This window comes from Alistipes finegoldii DSM 17242 (assembly GCF_000265365.1).
GTDB classification, from domain to species: domain Bacteria; phylum Bacteroidota; class Bacteroidia; order Bacteroidales; family Rikenellaceae; genus Alistipes; species Alistipes finegoldii.
The window spans coordinates 953,734-973,504 of record NC_018011.1; the positions used below are offsets into that span (position 1 = coordinate 953,734).

Here is a 19,771-nt window from a genome sequence, read left to right on the forward strand (position 1 = left end):
TCATTACCAATCTTTTGTCCATTTATTATATCCGCGCCTACCATCCGCTAACTCTCCCAGCTTAATAGCATCGAACATATACTCATTTTCCGAGAAGTAATTCTTACCCCAAGGGCTTTCGTCGATAAGGTAGACTCCGTCGTCAGCAAAGAATTTATATCCATCCGTGATACTGCTGGTCCATGTACTTTCGTATTTGTCCTGAAGAACCGTGCGCATCTCTTCGAAAACCAGAATATTGCTCTGTTTATAGCCGGCATCGCGCCAGAGAAAGACAGGTGCGATTCGCTCAGTCGGGGTTGTTTCCGCCTCTCCCGTATACCACGGAATATTGACGCATCCGTATTTGGCGGGAGCGAGTCCTGCGATCGGCTTGCGGGGCCATTCCGCCGAAACAAACGCGGCGCCCTGATGCCACGGATCGACGATCTGCATGTCTTTGGAGTTATCCAGATAGCCGGACCACGCATAGTCGAGGTATTTGCCGACCTCGATGCCGCCCATAGCCGCAGTATCCCAGAAATATTCGGTAGGCTCCATATGGTCGGTAAGCGTTACGAGCAGTCCGTCGCCCAGCGCTTCGCGCACGGCTTTGATCAGTTTGGGGTACGACGTCGTATTCATCGCCGGCATGCCCTCTTTGCCGTAACCGGAATTCCGGTCCCAGAAATTCACGCCATCAAGTCCGTATTCGGTAACGACCGCCTTCACCTGCGCCGTGAAATCGGCGATCTGCGCATCGGTGAGGTTGCAGAATCCCAATCCCTTGCCGCCGCCTTCGATGCTGATGCAGACCTTGCGGCCCTTATCCTGCAACGGACGGATATACTTGGTCGCATGGCCGAGGACATAGCGCATGTCGGCACCCAGATTCAGTAAAGCCCGCGACGTTGCAGCGTCGTAATCGAGTACGACCGTACGCAGATTTACAATATCGCCGATGGTTCTCGTACCGTCGGGTCGTTCCGGCCATGCATTTTCCCAATTTTCGTCCAGTTTGGACATCAGGTATTCATCTACGAGCAAGGGTTGATACAGAGCGGTATTGAGGTAAAATACCGTGAACACCTGTTCCTGATTGAGTTTGTACTCACCCATCTGGAGACCGCGGACCGTAAGCAGGTAATTGACAGTCTGCCGTTCGGCATCCGCAGCGTCCGCAGCGTCCGCAGCGACCGTCAGGGGCAGGTAATACTCGCCCGGAGCAAGATTCTCGGCAAAAAAACGGATACGTTTGAGCGCCGAATGCTGGGCATCGCCTGCAATGTCCAGCTTCTTGCCGTCGGGAAAGTCGTAATTGGCTTCGGGCAGCAGAGTGCGTTCCGTCTCGCCCTCCCCGGCTTTCACGGCCGCTTCGAGGGACAGCGCCGATCCGAGCGGCTTGGTGAGTTGATAATAGAAGTTATCGGTCACGAATCCGTTGCCTTCGGTCAGAAATACGCGCACCTCGTCCCGGACGCTCCGGGTACTGCGCAGCATGCCGTAGGTATTCTCAAGCCCGTCCTTGTCGGGCAGTTTGCCTCCTTCGCGTTCCACGGGGTCGGCGTCGCAGGCCGTAAGGCCCGCGAGCGCCGCCGCGCAGAAAAGCGTCACTACTAATAAATTCTGTATCTTTTGCGTCTTCATAATTTATTCCTCCACTTCATTAATTTTCGGAATCTCGATGCCGTCGGGCCACTTCAGGTCGTATTTCGCCTGACCGTCGTTGCCGTAGCGCGAGTAATCCTTCACCGTATTGCCCTTGCCGTCGTTGAATTTCCAGTAACCGAGCAGCGTCGGGTCGTCCTTCGGGTTCTCGACGTTGTACATGTTCTCCCAGATCTGTTCGGGAGTGCGGGCGACGGACCAGACGCGCGCCTCGGCGATCTTGCCGTTCAGCGGACGGTAGTCGTTGTACGAATAACTGATAAAGAACTGGCGGGCTTCGCTATACGTATCGTAGCCGAGCGTCTTGTACTGATCCTTCTTGCCCGGATCGGTCTCGTTGTCCCACAGGTCGTACAGCGCACGGCGGGCCAGATGGATGAAGTTCTTGTCGTCCAGTGCGGCCGGCCCCATCTCGGTCGCCTCGCTCTGTATCCTGCCGTTGACATAGACACGCACGACGCGGGTGTTCTGGTCGTAAGTGCAGGCGACATGATACCAGTAACCCTTCTGGAGGACCTTCGTGTTGTCGCGTCCGGGGAATTTGCCGAATCCGACGCCCGAACCGTCGAACTGCAGCTGTTCGCGTTCGAAATTCGTGTCGCCGATACGCAGCAGCGCATAGTCCTCCTCGCCCATCACGGTCGAAATGCTCACCGGATTGCCCTGAATGTCGGTCAGCGCGAAATCGTCGATGTAGATCAGCGCTTCGTAGGTCATGGCCCGGAGTTTATTCCACGGCATGCTGTTGTCGCCGTACTTGTCGAGCGACGGGAATTCGATCCAGTTGTCCGTAAGCTGCGCCGCGACGGTGATGGCCGAAGAGCGTTTGACGACATAATAGGCGGCCTCGGAGCCTTTCAGCACCGACATCGACGAATGGGAGATGCGCACCGGCAGCAGGTAGGTCTCGTCGATGGGCAGCGCGCCGGTCTGCTGTTCGCCTTCGCCCATCAGCCCTTTCAGGCGGAGCGTCACCACCTCCGACGCGGTCTTGCCGGCATGGATGGTCACGTTGTCGGACGACAGCTCGTAATACTTCGCGTCGAGCATTTTCCAGTCCGAACCGTAGCGGGCGTTGTAGGTCGCCACGAGCGACGGGTCCACCGTGAGCGACACCGCGACGTCCTGCCCTTCGGGATAGGCCAGCGTCGCCTGAATCGGCTTTTCGACCGTGGGCGTATTGTTGCTGAAGGTGGCCGGCTGCACCTCGTCGGTCTTCGACACGTCGAGGTACACGACATTGTCGAACTTGTGGTCATCGGCATCATAGTTATCGCAGGCCGTAAAGGCCCCCGCTGCCGCAACGCCCAGTATGAGATATTTATGTATTAATTTCATAGCGTCGGTTATTTAGAAGGATTAAGCGTCTGGATGGCCTGACGGATCATTTTGTAGTTCATGTCCGCATTGTAGTAGTCGTTGCCGATGTTGTAGGCCCCCAGTCCGCGCAACGGACCGTAGGCTATCACGCGGCGCGACATCTCCTCGACAGCGGCATACTCCACGCGGTCTTCGTCCTTGAGGGGCGCTCCGGCCTCGGCCGCCAGCAGGAGTTTCGAAGCCGGAACGGCCGCGTAACCCGTGGCGTTGAGTATCTGCAGCTTCACGTCGCCGACATCTTCGGTTTTCTCGGTGTCGAGGATGAAATAATCCACCTTCGCACGGTCCGCTTCGGCGACGAAGAGCGGATTGCCCTCGAAGACGAGCAGCTTGCTCTCGTCGGCCGAGAGTTTCGAGACGATCAGCGCTGCGGCCTGCACCGCTGCCGGATCGCCGGCGTTGGGAATCCCAGTGAACGAATAGCCGTCCATGCCGTTGGCGGCGACGGACGACACGATCCGGTCGAGCCATGCGCCCAGTTTCGCGGCGTCGGCGAATTCGGCGGCACGTCCGGCATAGTCCACCTGCCAGAGCACTTTCGTGCCTTTCTCGCGCATGACGGCCATATCCTCGGCATCGTAACGCGAGAAATTGTCGGCATTGGTCAGCGCCACGATATCGAGCGAATCGGGCAGGCAGCGCATGAAGTCCTTCTCGCTGGCCGCCGGTTCGGGCGAGTTGTGCAGGCGGGCGTAGACGATGAAATGCTCGCTCTTTTTATAGTCCCGCAGAGCGGCCGTATATTCCGCCCACAAGGCCGGGTCCTGCTCCCACGGTTTCTTCACGTTGTTGTCCACGGCCTCCATCTCGGTCCAGTCATTGCAGGCGGCAAGGCCGAAGAGTACGCCGAGGAGCAGGAACAAACCGGAGAAACGTATTATTCTGTGCTGTTTCATAGCGTTTAGTTGTTATAAGGTTTCACGTCCCACCATACGCGGGTTCCCATGCCGTCGCCCTTGCGGCTGCCCTGCGACTCGCTGTTAAGCATCTGTACGGCTTCCTGAAGATTGGCGTTGTTCTTGTCGTATTCCTCGACGGGATAAGGCAGACGGCGGGCGCCCTGAGCCAGATCCACCGTACCGCCCGACTTGTCCTCGACGGCGGGCAGCAGGCGCGGATACCCCGTGCGACGGTGCTCGGACCACGCCTCGACGCCCAGCGGGAAGATGGCGATCCATTTCTGGGTGATGATACGCTCCAGATTGCGCTCTTTGATGGCCGCCTTGTCGGCGCCTTCGGCGGAATCGTCCTCCCATGCGATGGTGATCGAACTCAGGGCGGTCGCGCTGTAATTGCCCAGCGGATCGTTATAGGCCGCAGGTTTTCTGGTCTTGTCGGCGATATAGGCATCGGCATCCTTGGCGCCCTTGTCCTCGAACGAGAGGCGGATCGCCTGCTCGTAGAGCGCCTTGGCGGCATCCTTCGTTCCCCAGCGCAGCTCGTATTCGGCCTTGAGGAAAGCCACCTCCGCCGCGTTGATCCACAGGTAAGGCGTCGAACTGGTAACGATCATGTTCGAATACTTGGCCTGCGCCTGCGATTTGCTCGTGACGTCGATGCCGATGCGGATGCCCACGTAATCGCCCTTGTCGTTGGGCAGGAACATCTTTTCGAGACGCGGGTCTTCGTAACCGGTCATGTAGCAGAGAATGTCGGCGCCGACGCGGTGGTCGCCCCAGTCGTTGTAGATCAGCGTCGTGCGGTTCTCGGCGGCGTGCATGGCCGCGTTGTCGGCATTGGCCGTGATGACGCCTGCGGCGATGGCTTCGGCAGCCTTCGTCCGGGCGACGTCGGGCTTCACTTCGCTAAGGCGCATCGCCATGCGCAGCTTGAGCGAATTGGCATATTTGAGCCACTGGGCGATATTGCCGCCGTAGACCCGGTCGTAGCGGCTGAAAGCCTCGGCCGGAAGCGTCGTATTGGCGGCGAAGGCGGCGATCGCCTCGTCCAGCTCCCCGAACATCTTCATATAGACCTCCTCCTGCTTGTCGTACTTCACCGTAATCGACTCGTTGGTTTCGAGGTTCGAATAGGGAATAGGCCCGTAGGAGTCGGTGACGCGGTGCATGATCGCCACGCGCAACAGTTTGGCGAAAGCGACGGCCACCTCATCGTCCGTACCGGTGACGATGCCGCGCCACGGCGTGTAAGTCTCGGTAATCACGTTGGCGAACGGCCATTTGCGCCAGTCGGCCGAAGGATTGAAGGTCTCGAACTTCGTGAGCCAGCTGTCTACCGTCGCTCCGATATAGCCGCCGAACGGACCGCCCGACAGGCTTTCGTTGAACTGGTACATATGCTCCTGCACGGGAACCACGAGTCCCTGCAGCGACTGGAATTTCGTGCCGATCTTGTAGTTCAGGGCATCCATCTGCCCGTCGGTCACCTCGTTCGGATTGCGATTCATGTTCTCGAAATCGCCCGTACACGAAATGCTGAGCAGCACTACCGAAAGCAGCAGTAGCTGCATGTATGCATTTATCTTTTTCATGCTGTTCATGGTTTAGAATTCAAATTTCACGTTGAAACCCAGACTGCGCAGCGACGGCATCATGAAGTAGTCGATGCCCTGATAGCTCAGCCCCGTCGAAGCCACGGCTTCGGGGTCGAAAGGAGCCTTGCAGTAGATCATCCACAGGTTGCGGCCCACGAACGAGACGGTGAGTACCATCTTGTTGCGGAACCATTTGCGCGGCAGCGTGTAGCCCAGCGACAGCTCCTGCAGGCGGAAGTTCGTGGCCGAATAGGTGTAGTACTGCGGAAGTCCCGACTGCGAACCGATAGCCTGATACCATTTCTGGGCATCGACCATCTCACGGCCGTTGATCAGCACGCCGCCCGCATCGCGCGCGGCTGCCGAAACTTCCGAGACGCCGTACAGGTCCATGTTGGCCTGCGTAGCCGAGTAGCAGATGCCGCCGATGCGTCCCGTGAACAGCAGGCCGAGGTTGATCCCCTTGTAGCGGAAGTCGTTGCGCCATGCGAGGTTCTCGCTCGGAAAAACGGAGCCGAGATAGATTTGCTCGCCCTCGTCGGTGAGAAGCAGGTTGCCCGCCTTATCGACCTCGACATAACCGTTGTCGTTGAATTTCAGGTCCGAAGTGGTATAGAGGTCGCCCAGCGTGCCGCCCTGCTTGAGGATGTATTTGGCCTTGCCCAGCCCCTTGATGTCGAGTTCCGAAAGATTCAGCGGCTGGCCCGTAACGGGATTCAACGCACCGGAAGCCAAGTCGATGATCTCGTTCTTGTTCCACGAGAAGGTAAAGTTCGACGACCAGCCGAAATCGCGCCACTGGTTCGAATAGCCGAGCGACAGCTCGACGCCGGTATTGCGGACATGCCCCGTCTGGAGGTAGATGGTCGTATAGGACGACGACGGCGGAAGCGCCGGGTCGAACGTCTGGTTCTTCGTATCGGCGGAATACCACGACGCCGAAAGGCTGATGTTCTTCCACAGACGGGCGTCGATACCCACCTCATAGGTGATGGTCCGTTCGGGTTTCAGGTCGCCGATCGGATAGTGCGTCTTATCCTTCCATATCTTGCCGGTAGCATCGTACTCGTAGGTCGGCGTGGTCAGGAAACGCGGGAACGGCAGGCCGACCGAGGCGATCGAACCGCGGAGCTTGAGGTAGGAGAAGGCGTTGCCCAAATCCCATGTCGAGGAGGGAACCCACGAAAGGCCGACCGAAGGGTAGAAAAACGACTTGGAGGGCGACCCGGCGATCTGCGAAGCCCAGTCGTTGCGGCCCGTCGCGGTCAGGTAGAGCATCTGTTTCCACCCCACTTCGACCGATGCGAAGACCGACTGCGTCTGGTCGTGCCAGCCGACCTTCTCGGCGCGCTTCTTCGTGTCGTCGAGGTCGAATACGTTGAAGATATTGGGAAGGCCGTTCTCCTGAATCGGACCGCGGTACGAAAGTTCGTCGGTCTTGATGTTGTTGAGCGAAGCGCCGACGTTGGCCGTGAGCGACCAATCGTCGCCGAAAGTCTTGTTGATGTTCAGCATCACGTCGGCATAGGTCTGCGTATCGTAGGCACGGGCTTCGGTATAGTGGCCGTTCTTGCCGCCGTCGGTGATGGTCGTGTTGGACGAGGCGTAAAGTTTCTGCGTATAGAGCGAATTGGAGTTGTCGAGACGCACGCGTCCCGAAACGCTCAGCCACGGCAGGATGTCGTAGCTGGCCGAGAACGACAGCATGTAGCGCTTCTTGTCGGTATTGCGCAGGTTGCGGTAGGCGATCCAGTAGGGATTCTGCATGCGCAGGTCGCCGCCCTCCATGTCCGCCGACCAGAACTGCTCCATGAGTTTGGTGCCGGGATTATAGCGTTCGAATTTCTTGTAAATCGCGAAATTCTCGCCGCGCGGGAAGAGATAGGCCGGGACCAGCGGGTTCGAATATACGCCCTGATTGGTCATGTTCTGGTCTTTCTGATAGATATAGCTGGCGCTGGCGTCGAGCCGCAGTTTATCTTTCAGGAAGTAAGAGGTGTTGCGGAAAGTAAAGTTGTAGCGATCGTATTCGTTGTTGGGAATGATGCCGTCGGAATTGACCGATGCGGCGGAAAAATAGGTCTGGTTCTTGTCCGTACCGCCGGAAACGGTCACGGCGTTGGTGTACACGTGTCCCGTTTCGAAGAAGTCGGCGGGCGTATAGCCGTAGCGGGCCGCGGGCAGGAGCTTCTGGCCCCAGCTGTAAATGCCCGAACCGCTCCTCACGCCGTTCGAACCCGTGCCGTAACGGTTCTGAAACTCCGGCTGCACGAAAGGATCGAGGAATTCGGTATTGCTCGAAAGCGTCACTTTGAGCGCGCCGGCCTTGCCCTTTTTCGTCGTGATCATGATGGCGCCGTTGGCGGCGTTCGAACCGTAAAGGGCCGCAGCGGCGGCACCCGTGAGCACCGACATCGACTCGATATCCTCCGGGTTGATGTCCGCGATGGATTCCGAGGCGCCGCGCGAATCGAACTCCGTACCTCCGCCTCCGCCGAAGTTATACATCGGGATTCCGTCGATGACATAGAGCGCATTGGACGACTGGCTGATGGACTTGTTGCCGCGGAGAATCACCTTCGACGCGCCGCCGACGCCCGAAGAGGAGGCGTTGATCGTAACGCCCGCGACCTTGCCCGTCAGCGAATTGATGAAGTTGGCGTCCTTGACCGTGGTGATGTCCTCGGCCTTGACCTGCTGGACGTTATAACTCAGGGCCTTCTCCTGACGCTTGATGCCGAGGGCGGTGACAACGACGCCCTCGATTTCGGAAGCCGCTTCGTGAAGCGTGACGTCGAAGGAAGTCCGGTTGCCGACGGAAACCATGACGGGTTCGTACCCCAGAAAATTAACCTCCAGCTGGGCCGTAGCCGCGGGGGGGGGTACCTGAAGCGAGAAAGTTCCGTCCATGTCCGTACTCGTGCCGACGGTCGTGCCTTTGACCACGACGGACGCCCCGATGACGGGAACGCCGTTGACGTCGCTGACCTTTCCCGTCACGGCGACGGGTTTTTCCGCGGCTTTCTCGGCAAGAATGATGTACGTGCCGTCGATCTTATACGTAATATCCGTATTTTTGAGCACGTAGTCCAATACTTCCTGAATCGTTTTCTGCGTCAGATTGACTGAGAGCTTTTTACCGGTGTCGACACCTTTGTTGATAAAAAGATAGCGAGTTTGTTTTTCAATCTCTTTCATAACCTGCGACATGGGCACGTCGGACAGATTCAGGGTTATGCGCGCATTCTGTGCCTGAGCGGTTAAGACACTCGCGCTCAGAGAGATTGCCAATACGAACCCAAACAGTCTTCGAAAGGTTTTGAAGAATACTGTTTTATTCATACTTTTGTAAAGTTTAAGATAATAGGTTAATGGGTGCAAGAATCATTTAATCTGTTATCTTCGCCTGCGGAGGTCCAGTCCGCAGGCTTTTTTTATCGGTCAAATGATTCGGATCGTCAAGTCGTCAGTTGTTTTTCATGCGCATATCTTACCGGGGTTTTAGGTTAAACAATAACAGGCGGAGGATCAGCGGATCGTCACCACATTGGTCTCCTCATCCTTCTCGAAGGAAAAATCGGCGGCGTACTGCAAGATGTGGAGGGCATTCTCGATGCCGTCGTTCACACGAATCTTACCGCTGATTTTTCCGATGTCGGGAATCGAATTCCGCGCGATGACGATCTTGACGTCGAACACCTGCTCGAACTTGGCCATCAGTTCATCGAACGGAAGTCCGCTGATGCGCACCAGACCTTCGGTCCAGCAGAGCGCCTCCGGATCCCTGATCGTCTCGACGAACAGACGGCCGTTCGAAAGATTCACAATATCATCGGGTTTCATAACGATCTCCTGCCTGCGCGGATCGAGCAGGTTGGTAACTTTGATCCGGCCCTGCAGCAATGCCGCCGAAAACCGGTCGTAGGTCTCGTCCGCTATTACGTTGAATTTCGTTCCGAGCACGTTGATCTTGGTCGCAAAGGTCTCGACCTCGAAGGGGCATTCGGCGTCGTGACGCACGTCGAACAGCGCCTCGCCCGAAAGTTTCACGCTGCGGAGATTCTTTTTGAATACGACCGGATATTCGATCCGGGCGCCCGAATTCAGCCAGACGCGGGAACCGTCGGGCAGGGTGATTTCGATGCGCTGGCCGTTGGGAACGTGCACCGCAGTCAGCCGGTCGGAAATGGCTTCGTACGTACGCTGGTGGGCGACATACCCGCCCGCAAAGACGAGCAGCAGCACGGCGGCCGCACGCATGGCAAAGATCCACACCTTGCGCCACGGAATGACTATTCCGCGCGGCCGGAGCGCTCCGCCCCTCGCGTCGTTTCCGTACAACTCCATCCCCTCGAATACGAAGCGGACGATGTCCAGTTCCTTCTGGTTGGCAACCGGATCGGCTTCCAGCCACTCCGCGACCTGCAAGTCCTCCTGCGGCGTGGTATCGCCTTTAAGATACCTGTATAAAATTTCCTGATTCACGTTATTTTCTGTTTCCGTCTCTATAGTATAAAACAGTCGGGCGCGACGACTTTACAGGCATTTTTGCGATTTTTCAACAAATAAATTTATTTATTAAATTCGGTAAAATATTTATTAAATCATATCACTGAAAATCAACCGGATAGCCACAACGAACAAATCCCGTCCGCTGACTCTCCGGAAAGAAATTATTCCGGACACATCCGCCGCGGCATTCCGCAAAAAATCCGCACCGGAATCGGCATTCCCGAAAAATTGCCTATATTTGCAGACACAATATCACACGAGTCCGGCTCCGCAGCCGGAGGTCCGGACTCCGGGTTTCATACAGGCTGTAACGAAAAAGGCGCCCCGCCGGCACCTTTCATGATTTATTGCAGGAACTCGAAATGAAACCGACAGACCCGACACCCCCTCCGCGACAAAGTGCATCACTCATCAGACGAATATGACCATCGCGCGATAGTTGCGCTTTTTCCGAAAAATGCTAACTTTGACCTCAACCTACCCGGCATAAAAGATGGATAGACAAACACCCGTACTGACTTCGGACGAATTCGGAAAGTTCTTTTCCGAATACAAAAACCGTTTTGTCAGCATCGCATACGGGTACGTACACGATACGGATATCGCGAAGGATATCGTAACGGACAGTTTCATGTATCTTTGGGAACACCGGGAGCAGGTGAATATGGCCGAAAACATCAAGGGATACATCTACTTTTGCGTGAGGACCCGATGCGCCAACCACATCAAAGAGCAGGAGGTGCTCCGCAGGGCCAAAAACGAGATCACCAAAGACGCCTACTGGAAGCTGCAATCCAGCCTGAACTCCCTGAGCAGCGACGAGCTTTCCAAAAAACTCTTCCAGTCGGAAATCATCGAACTGTTCAGCCGGGAACTCGCCAAAATGCCGGAGCTGACACGGGCCGTCTATCAGGCCAGCCGTCAGGAGGGACTCACCTATCAGCAGATAGCCGAACGATACAACATCTCGACCCGACAGGTGGCATCCGAGATGCAGCGGGCCTATGCGCAGCTCCGCGTTCCCCTGAAAGACTATCTGCCCGTAATCGGACTCCTGTTCGCCATGCTCTCGAAATAGCCGGAGCGCATCCGAATTTCAGGGCAGCCTTCGCCGGGCAGGCAGTCCGGGCGGCGTATTCGGGCAGACTGTCAGGGCGGCGATCCGGACTGCCCGCATGAAAATTCCCCGACGCCACCCCATGAAACGGCAAAAAAAGGAGACCCGACGAGTCTCCCTTTCAATCAGCTGCCGCTGCGACGCGCTCAGATCAGCGTTTCGAGAATCTGCACGGCATTGAGCGCCGCGCCCTTCTTGATCTGGTCGCTGACGCACCAGAACGTCAGGCCGTTTTCGCAGGTCAGGTCGCGGCGGATGCGGCCCACGTAGACGGGGTCCTTGCCCGCGATGAAGAGCGGCATCGGATAGACTTTGTCCGCAGGCTGGTCCATCAGCACGACGCCCTTTGCCTTGGCAAAGGCCTCACGGGCCTCGGCGACCGACACGGGACGCTCCGTTTCGAGCCAGATGCTCTCCGAATGGGCGCGCATCACCGGCACACGCACGCAGGTCGCCGACACGGCGATATCCGAGTGCATGATCTTGCGCGTCTCGTGGAACATCTTCATCTCCTCCTTCGTATAGTCGTTGTCCGTAAAGACGTCGATATGGGGAATCACGTTGTAAGCCAACTGAAAGGCGAATTTATTGACGGTCGGCTCCTTGCCCGCGCCCAGCTCGGCGTACTGCTCCACCAGTTCGTCCATCGCCGCGGCTCCGGCGCCGCTGGCGGACTGGTAGGTCGAGACATGCACGCGGCGGATGTGCGACACCTGCTCGATCGCCTTCAGCGCCACGACCATCTGGATCGTCGTGCAGTTGGGGTTGGCGATAATGCGACGCGGAGCGTTCTTCGCATCTTCGGGATTGACCTCCGGCACCACCAGCGGCACCTCGGCGTCCATGCGGAAGGCGCTCGAATTGTCGATCATGACCGCGCCGTGTCTGGTGATCGTCTCCGCGAATTCGCGCGAAGTTCCGGCTCCGGCCGAAGTGAGGGCGAAATCCACCCCCTTGAAGTCGTCGTTATGCTGCAACAGTTTGACAGTTATATCCTTTCCGCGGAATTTATAGACACGGCCCGCGCTGCGCTGCGAACCGAACAGCAGCAATTCGCCGATCGGCAGGTCGCGCTGCTCCAAAATCCTCAGAAATTCTTGGCCCACAGCACCGCTGGCGCCCACAATCGCAATCTTCATCTCGATAAAGTTAAAAAATGATCATCGTTTCCGCTCGGACGGACCGTACACGGAAGCTTCGGGACAAATATAGCGATTTCGGCGCGAACGACAAAAAAATCGGCCGGCACAGCGGCCGGCCGACTCTGTTCAGTCGAAGAAATTGTCGTCGTCCGCATCCGGGACACGCCCCTCAGGATCGGTCTCCTCGTCGCAGTCGTAGCGCGGCATCATCGCCGGGCGGATAAACTGGTCGTTGCGGCTCAGGCCGAGACGGCCGTCGTCGTAGACCCGTTTCATGAAGTCGCCCACGATCGGCAACGCCATCACGCTGCCCTCGCCGCCCGATACGAAATGCACCGACTGATCCTCGCCGCCGACCCATGCGCCCGCCACGAGTTTCGGGGCCACGCACATGAACCATGCGTCGCGGTTCTTGTTCGAGGTGCCGGTCTTGCCGCCGATCTCCACGCCCGAAAAGCCGTAATCGCGGTTCAGGCGGCCGGCCGTACCCGACGTCACCACGCCCTGCAGCATCGTCAGCATCGTATAGGCCGTGCGCTCGCTGACGGCGTCCTGCGACTGGGGTATGAAGTTGGCGATCACGTTGCCCTGCCGGTCCTCGATGCGCGTCACGAAAATGGCGTCGTTATGCACGCCCTCGTTAGCGAAGGTCGAGAAGGCGCTCACCAGCTCGAAAACGTTCGATTCCGACGAGCCGAGCGCCAGCGCCGGCACGGGGTCGATATAGCTGCGGATACCCATGTTGTGAATGAAGTCGGCGACCGCCGCAGGCTGTTTGGCCTGCTTCATGATCCACGCCGAATAGTTGTTGCGGCTGCGGGCAAGACCCCAGCTCAGGGGGTGCATCACGCCGTCGTACTCGACCTTGCCCGCCTCCTTGGGCGACCACGCCGTGCCGTTGGCCGTCTCGATCGTAACGGGCAGGTTGGGCACCATCGTGCAGGGCGTCAGCCCCAGATGGTCGATGGCGAAGGTGTAGACGAAGGGTTTGATCGTCGAACCGATCTGACGTTTGCCCTGCTTGGCCATGTCGTATTTGAAGTAGCGGAAATTGGGTCCGCCGACGTACGCCTTGACATATCCCGTACGGGGATCGAGCGCCACGAACGACGCCCGCATGATACGCTTGTGGTGCAGGATCGAGTCGCGCGGAGTCATCAGCGTATCGCGTTCGCCCTTGTAGGTGAAGACCTTCATCGAGCAGGGTTTGTCGAACGAAGCGTTGATCTCCTTCTCGCTCGCGCCGGCGTTCCTCATCTCGCGGTAGCGGTCCGAATAGCGGACGGCGTGACGCATGATGCGCTCGCGCTCCGCCTTGTCGGCGTCGATAAAGAGCGTCTTGGTGCGCCGGTACTGGGCGTCCATGCGGGGCTGGATGACCGATTCCATCTGTTTCTGGACGGCCTGCTCGGCATAGGTCTGCATCGTCGAATTGATCGTGGTATAGATCTTCAGGCCGTCGCGGTAGATGTTGTAGGGCGTGCCGTCGGCCTTGCGGTTCTTGCGGCACCAGCCGTAGAGCGGATTCTCCTCGTACTCCTTCACCGCCTGATCGTAGTCCCACTCGTTGTAGAACTGATTGCGTTTGGGACGTTCGGCGTTCATCACAAGACGCAGCATCTCGCGGAAGTAGGTCGCCGTACCTTCGTTGTGCGACACGGGACGGTAATTGAGGACGATGGGAAGCGCGCTGAGCGAATCGCGCTGCTTGCGCGTAATGGCCCCGGCGTCCTCCATGCGCGAAATGACGAGGTTGCGGCGCGCGAGGGCGTTGTCGTAATTCCGCACCGGCGAATAACGCGACGGGGCATTCACCACGCCCACCAGCACGGCGGCCTCCTGCACGTTCAGCTCGTGAGGCTCCTTGTTGAAGAAGGTAAGGGCCGCGGACTTGATGCCGTAGGCGTTGGAGCCGTACTCCACCGTATTGAGGTACATGGCGGCGATCTCCTCCTTGGTATAGTTGTATTCGAGCTTGAGGGCCGTGATCCACTCCTTGAGCTTCGACGTGACGAGCTTGGCGTTGCGGACCAGCCGCCCGCGGTTGCGCACCGTGTCGCGCGGAAAGAGGTTCTTGGCCAGCTGCTGCGTGATGGTCGAGCCGCCGCCCTGCGAGGTGTTCTGCAACAGCACGGTCTTCACTGCCACACGGGCCAGCGAGGGGATGTCGATGCCCGAATGGGTTCTGAAACGGGCGTCCTCGGTGGCGATCAGCGCCGCGACGATCGGCGGCACCTCGTGTCCTCCGAGCCGGATATGGAGCGTCGAATCGTCCGGGAAAAGATCGGCGTACTGAACGTAGGAACGGTTCTGCACGAAGAAGGTGCCGATGACCTTGCCGTCCTCGGAATAGATCTCCGTGGCAAGGTTGCTGCGGGGATTCTCCAGCTCCTCGAACGAAGGCATGCGGCCGAACAGCCCGAAGGCGGTCAGCAGCAGCATGAAGAAGAGCAGAGCGAACGGCGCGAAGGCCAGACACCAGATCCATTTTATCGTTTTCGGACTCACGTCCGTCTTTTTCTTCTTTGGCATAGGACTTAATTTTGCGCTAAAGATACGAAATTTATTGCAATCAGAACGGAAGACCCACGGCGGCGGCCCACCACACGCCGCCGTTTGCGGGATGATAGACCGACAGCTTGAAGGTCGAAGTCGCCGATGCGGGCTGGCGGAACGCATTGATATCGAATACGATGTCGCCGCCCACGGACCAGATACGCCGCCACTTCATCCCTCCGCGGCCCACGTCGCGGAACTGGGCGTAATCGCCGCCGACGTTGAGCCGGATGCGCTTGAAATAGAGCACCGATCCGATGCCCCCTTCGGGATACCACACCGGCAGCTGGTAGTCGGCCGAGACGGCCGTATAGTTGTTCGAAATAATATCCGACGAGGTATATCCGCGCGGAATAAGGCGCGTCGAGCGATAGCTCAGCGGCGCGTATCCCGACGGGAACTTGTAACCGCCGATCGAGGTCTGGTAAGTAGCGGCGACCTTCAGCGAGTTGTGGGCCGCGAATCCGGGCAGGTATGCCTGTCCGTAAAACGAAATCAGGTCGCTGAAATGGGTGTTGGCCGGGTTGAAGGTATAGGCGGTGCTCAGCATATAGCCCCAGCGCGGCGCGAAGTCGCGGTGCGCCATGCGCACCTGATCCGAGTACCCCAGTCCGAACGAGAGCTTGTGCAGTCCCTTGCGGAAACCGATGCGCTGGATATTGGAGATCTGTCCGGCGTTCCATTCGATTTTACCCAGATTGGCTACCATGCCGTTGGAGTAGTTCCAGCCGGAGGTGACGGAGAGCTGGCGCGTGTGATAGCCCCGCTGGAAATAGAGCGGAAGCGTGGCGGAGAGTCCCACGGAGTAGTACTTGTCGGGGCTGGGACGCTGCTGGTACTCGTATTTTCCCGTCTGCTCGTCGTACTGTCCCACCGAATAGAAAACCTGATTGCCGCCGTACGAAGCGTCGAGGTCGAGACGGACGCCCAGCCCGAAATAGCGCACGCCCAGATTGAAAATCGCCCCTTCGTTGCGGTTCCAGCCGTACGAAGCGAAGGCTTCGGTATTCGACAGCAGATTCTGCGAAAGCAGGGTGACGCCCAGATTGAGGTTGATATTGTGTTCGTCCACGGCCTCGAAGGGATTGAAGGCCACGGGGGTCCAGCTATGGACATTCACCAGATTGGGCACCTTGCGGTATCGCTTCGCGCGGTACACCCCCTCCTGACGCAGCGAATCGACTGCCGAGAAACGCACCGTATCGAGGTTCACGACGTCCCACCGCTTGCGGTCGGGATTCACGACGTTGAGCGGCAGTTTCGAAGGCGCGACCGGGATCAGCGCGTCGGCATCGGCGTCCTGCGCCGCCACATGGTAACCGCGCCTGTCGTAGGCGGTCAGCAGCACCCGTTCCCGCCCCTCGCCGTCGCGCCACGGCACCGGCATGAACGATCCGTAAGCCGACGTCGTGATGCGGTATTCGCGGCGGGTCTTCAGGTCGAAACAGTGGGCTTCGTCCCGGCCCGAAGCGATCGAGCCGAAATAGAGCCTGCCGCCGCCCGCGCGGAGGTTGCTCAGCGTAATGTAGGCGCCTTCGGTAACGGGATGCACGCCGTCGCCGTCGATGCGGCCGAACCACATGCCCGAATCGTCGGTGACGATAACGTAATAGCCCCGCGTGGCATCGTCCCACGCCAGTCCGTGAATCTCGGACCGGTCGGGCGTCGCAAAGCGTTTCTCCGCGCCCTCCTTTCCCTGCACGACGACCGTATAGCGGCCGTCGGGATTGTATTCGACCCACGCGACGGCATCCTCCGACGGCGTGGGATAGAGCGCGTTGCGGCGTCCGACGACCATCCGGGGCGTACCGTCGGCGAGGTCCATGTAGCACAACTGCGAATTGACCCGCTGTTCGAAGAGTTTCGAACGGCGATATTCGGTCCACCACACGCGGCCGCCGGCCATGGCGGGGCGCGTCGAAACCGCCCCCGTATAGCAGATCACCTCCTCTTCGCCCGTGCGGGTGTCGAGCCGCACGAAACGCGACGGCCGGTCGTAGTCGGTCTTGAGCGCCAGCGCCGACGCGGCGTCGAGCGGCAGGGGCCACTGGTAGGTCGTGTAATTGCCGGCGGGCATCGGCGTCAGCGGCTCGGCGCTGTCTTCGACCTGCGGCAGCGACTCCCAGTGCCGCTCCAGCACGTCGAACGTCTCGCGGAAAAGCCGGCTGACATTGGTGTCGTAATATTTTTCGAGCGCGACGCGCGTCGTGGCCAGCACATAGGGGTTACGCGAGCCGTAGCGCGCCACCTTGTCCCAGACCACCTCGCCGTAGCGATCGTAGGCGTAGGAACAGATCTGATAGCCCAGCTCGTAATGGTCGGGAATGTAGTCGCGGTAGGAGCCGCAGAACCATTTGTCGATGTTGCGGCGGTCGCGCGTGTCCTTCCGGTCGCGGCCTACGCGGCCCATGGCGCGGTAACCCAGCGAGAACGAGGGCTGAAGTCCCCGGCCGAACGACGACATGGCCGTTTCGGACATCACGGCGTCGCCCTCCATGGCCCAGATCGGCATGCAGAGCAGGCCGATGGTCGAACCCTGCTGCCCCAGAATATAGCTCAGGGCGCGGATAACGCCCCGGTCAAGGTTGTTGTACTGCACGGCATGGCGGTACTCGTGGGCCACGAGCTGTTTGTACCACGGCATCGAATAGCCGTCGATCGCGGGCGAGGTGAGGAACTCCACACGTTTCGGGAGGTACATCACCAGTCCGTTCGACTGGAAATTTTCGGGGTGCATGACGAAGGGAATACGCATCGGACCGTGACGGAATCCGAACGCAATGTCGGGCCGGACGGTACGGATGTAGAACAGCGTACGCCGCGCCACGGCCGAAACCGTATCGGGATAGATCATCCGCACGTCGGGCGTACGGATCGTGCTCCATTTCAGCCCCGCGGGGTCCGACCCCCACGTATAGTACTGGGCCGAAGCCTCGTGCGCGAAACCGAGGGCGCACAACAAGAGGAGGATATGCAGCAGCCGCTTCACCTACGAACCGGCTTTTTTGCAGCGGTAGCCGCTCTTGGTGAGTATCTCGACCACACGGTCGCGATGGTCGCCCTGAATGATGATCTCCCCCTCCTTGGCCGCGCCGCCGACGCCGCATTTGGTTTTCAGCAGACGCGCCAGTTCCTGCAAATCCGCATCCCGCCCCACGAAGCCTTTGACCAGCGTCACCACCTTGCCCGCGCGCTGCTTGCGGTCGAGCCACACGCGCAGCTCCTGCCGCGCCGGGGGAAGCGTCTCCGCCTCCGGTGTTTCGGTCGTTTCATAGTTGAAGTCGGGATTGGTCGAATAGACCATTCCGAGCCTCGCTTTCCAATCGTTGTCCGCCATATTGTTCGAAATAGTAGAGATCAAACGTCCTTTCGGAACCTCTTATTTTGTGCAAAAATAATAAAATATTACGGTTGTGCACGCCCGACGGCCGAGATCGGCGAAAAAGAGCGCATTCCGCCCTCAAACGGCGGCGCACGCCCACACGTAGATGGAAGCGGGAAGGCGGAGCCGGAGAAAAAGCGACAGCGACGCAAAGAAGAAGCGGCGCAAAGAAGAGACAGCGCAGAGGACGGCAGCGCAGAAGAACGACGGCAACACAGAAGAACCGCGACAGTACAGAGGACCGGAACCAGCGCAAAAGACGGGATCCGGCGCAGAGGACCGGAACCGGCCGCCCCGCCGCTGCAAAAAATCCCGGCCTTGGGAAGAAATTCCGGCCGAAATCACTATCTTTGTTTCCGTATGGCTAAAAAGTTCGGCGACAAACTGCGCAGATTCAATCCCTTCACGCGCCCGGCGACTCTCGAAGAGCTGCCCAAACCGCTGCCGGCCAATCCCGACCAGCGGCTGGTGAAGGTCTACGTAGAAGGCTACGAAGACGTGGCCTTCTGGCGCGGCATCTTCGACCACTTCCAGAACCCCTACCTGCGCTTCGAAATCTCGGTGCCCAACCGCGCCGACCTTCCCAAGGGGAAGAAGGTGCTGATGGGGATGATCCCCCGCTCGTCGGAGGAGCTGATCCTGTGCGTCGATTCGGACTTCGACTTCCTGTTCGCCGACCGCACGGAGCAGTCGCGCGAGGTGAACGCCGCCCGCTACATGTTCCACACCTACGCCTACGCCACCGAGAACTTCCTCTGCTACGCCCCCTCGCTGCACAACGTATGCGTCAAGGCGACCAAGAACGACACGCGCATCTTCGATTTCGTGCATTTCATGCACGAATACTCCTGCACGATCTACCCGCTTTTCCTCTGGTACGCCTACTCGGCGCAGCTGGCCACGGAGAACGTATTCCCGCTGATCGACTTCAAGTCGGCGGTGCGCATCGGCTATCTCGACCTCGAAAACAACGGCGAGAAAACGCTGGCGTGGCTGCAGAAAAACGTCGCCAAACGCGAGGAGATGCTGCGCAGGCGCAACCCGAAGATGATCGACCCAATGCTCGAATTCGAACAGCAGCTCAAGAGCCGGGGCCTGACGCCCGAAAACGCTTACCTGTTCATGCACGGCCACACGCTGATGGACAACGTGGTGATGATCCTGCTCAACTCCGTATGCGAGAAACTGCGGCAGATGTCGATCGCCAAGATCACCGCGTCGAAAAAGCAGGGCGTGGCACTCAAGAACGAGATGTCGAACTACACCAATTCGCTGCGGTCGATCCGCGACGTGCTGCTCGACAACGAGAACTACACCAAATGTCCGCTTTACAAGCGGCTCCAGCGCGACATCGAGAAATACATTGCCCGCACGATCTGGAACATGAAGCGCAGCGGCGAAATCCGCGACGACTCGACATGGACCATCCTGCGCAACATGCGGCAGGGATAGGTAAGAGCAAACGATACGAGAGCGGCCTTCGCAATGAAGGCCGCTCTCGTATCGTAATTTCGGGACCGCGGGCGAAAACTCCACAGCCG

At 58.6% G+C, this 19,771-nt stretch carries 12 protein-coding genes; 2 read left to right on the forward strand and 10 right to left on the reverse strand.

Annotation, left to right across the window (positions count from 1 at the left end):
• Positions 1 to 3 precede the first annotated feature (3 nt).
• From ALFI_RS04415 to ALFI_RS04440, 6 genes are all read right to left on the reverse strand, one after another.
• Positions 4 to 1,626, reverse strand: a complete 1,623-nt coding sequence (locus ALFI_RS04415; RefSeq protein WP_014774928.1) for a glycoside hydrolase family 18 protein — start codon at positions 1,624 to 1,626, stop codon at positions 4 to 6.
• Between the two features lie 3 nt (positions 1,627 to 1,629).
• Positions 1,630 to 2,985, reverse strand: a complete 1,356-nt coding sequence (locus ALFI_RS04420) for a BT_3987 domain-containing protein (protein ID WP_014774929.1) — start codon at positions 2,983 to 2,985, stop codon at positions 1,630 to 1,632.
• 8 nt (positions 2,986 to 2,993) lie between these two features.
• Entirely contained in the window at positions 2,994 to 3,923 is a 930-nt protein-coding gene (locus ALFI_RS04425; RefSeq protein ID WP_042493291.1) for a glycoside hydrolase family 18, read from the reverse strand.
• 5 nt (positions 3,924 to 3,928) lie between these two features.
• Complete coding sequence (locus tag ALFI_RS04430; protein ID WP_014774931.1) at positions 3,929 to 5,518, reverse strand: SusD/RagB family nutrient-binding outer membrane lipoprotein; 1,590 nt, start codon at positions 5,516 to 5,518, stop codon at positions 3,929 to 3,931.
• A 12-nt stretch (positions 5,519 to 5,530) separates the two neighbouring features.
• Positions 5,531 to 8,863, reverse strand: coding sequence for a TonB-dependent receptor (locus ALFI_RS04435; protein ID WP_014774932.1), 3,333 nt, complete (start codon positions 8,861 to 8,863; stop codon positions 5,531 to 5,533).
• 186 nt (positions 8,864 to 9,049) lie between these two features.
• A complete protein-coding gene (locus tag ALFI_RS04440; protein WP_014774933.1) occupies positions 9,050 to 10,006 on the reverse strand; it encodes a FecR family protein in 957 nt (318 codons plus the stop codon).
• 520 nt (positions 10,007 to 10,526) lie between these two features.
• Between ALFI_RS04440 and ALFI_RS04445 the strand changes: the two genes are divergently transcribed.
• A complete protein-coding gene (locus ALFI_RS04445) occupies positions 10,527 to 11,111 on the forward strand; it encodes an RNA polymerase sigma-70 factor (RefSeq protein WP_009598665.1) in 585 nt (194 codons plus the stop codon).
• A 185-nt stretch (positions 11,112 to 11,296) separates the two neighbouring features.
• Here ALFI_RS04445 and ALFI_RS04450 read toward each other — a convergent pair whose 3' ends face one another.
• The 4 genes from ALFI_RS04450 to ALFI_RS04465 form a co-directional block, all read right to left on the reverse strand.
• Positions 11,297 to 12,289: an aspartate-semialdehyde dehydrogenase gene (locus ALFI_RS04450; protein ID WP_009598670.1), complete on the reverse strand. Its 993-nt coding sequence runs from the start codon at positions 12,287 to 12,289 to the stop codon at positions 11,297 to 11,299.
• Between the two features lie 129 nt (positions 12,290 to 12,418).
• Positions 12,419 to 14,824, reverse strand: a complete 2,406-nt coding sequence (locus tag ALFI_RS04455) for a transglycosylase domain-containing protein (protein WP_014774934.1) — start codon at positions 14,822 to 14,824, stop codon at positions 12,419 to 12,421.
• Positions 14,825 to 14,864: 40 nt separating this feature from the next.
• On the reverse strand, positions 14,865 to 17,837 hold the full coding sequence (locus ALFI_RS04460; protein ID WP_014774935.1) for a BamA/TamA family outer membrane protein: 2,973 nt from the start codon (positions 17,835 to 17,837) through the stop codon (positions 14,865 to 14,867).
• Positions 17,838 to 18,185, reverse strand: a complete 348-nt coding sequence (locus ALFI_RS04465; protein ID WP_014774936.1) for a translation initiation factor — start codon at positions 18,183 to 18,185, stop codon at positions 17,838 to 17,840.
• Between the two features lie 405 nt (positions 18,186 to 18,590).
• Here ALFI_RS04465 and ALFI_RS04470 point away from each other — a divergent pair, with 405 nt between their 5' ends.
• A complete protein-coding gene (locus tag ALFI_RS04470) occupies positions 18,591 to 19,682 on the forward strand; it encodes a DUF4435 domain-containing protein (protein WP_009598685.1) in 1,092 nt (363 codons plus the stop codon).
• Positions 19,683 to 19,771: the final 89 nt, after the last annotated feature.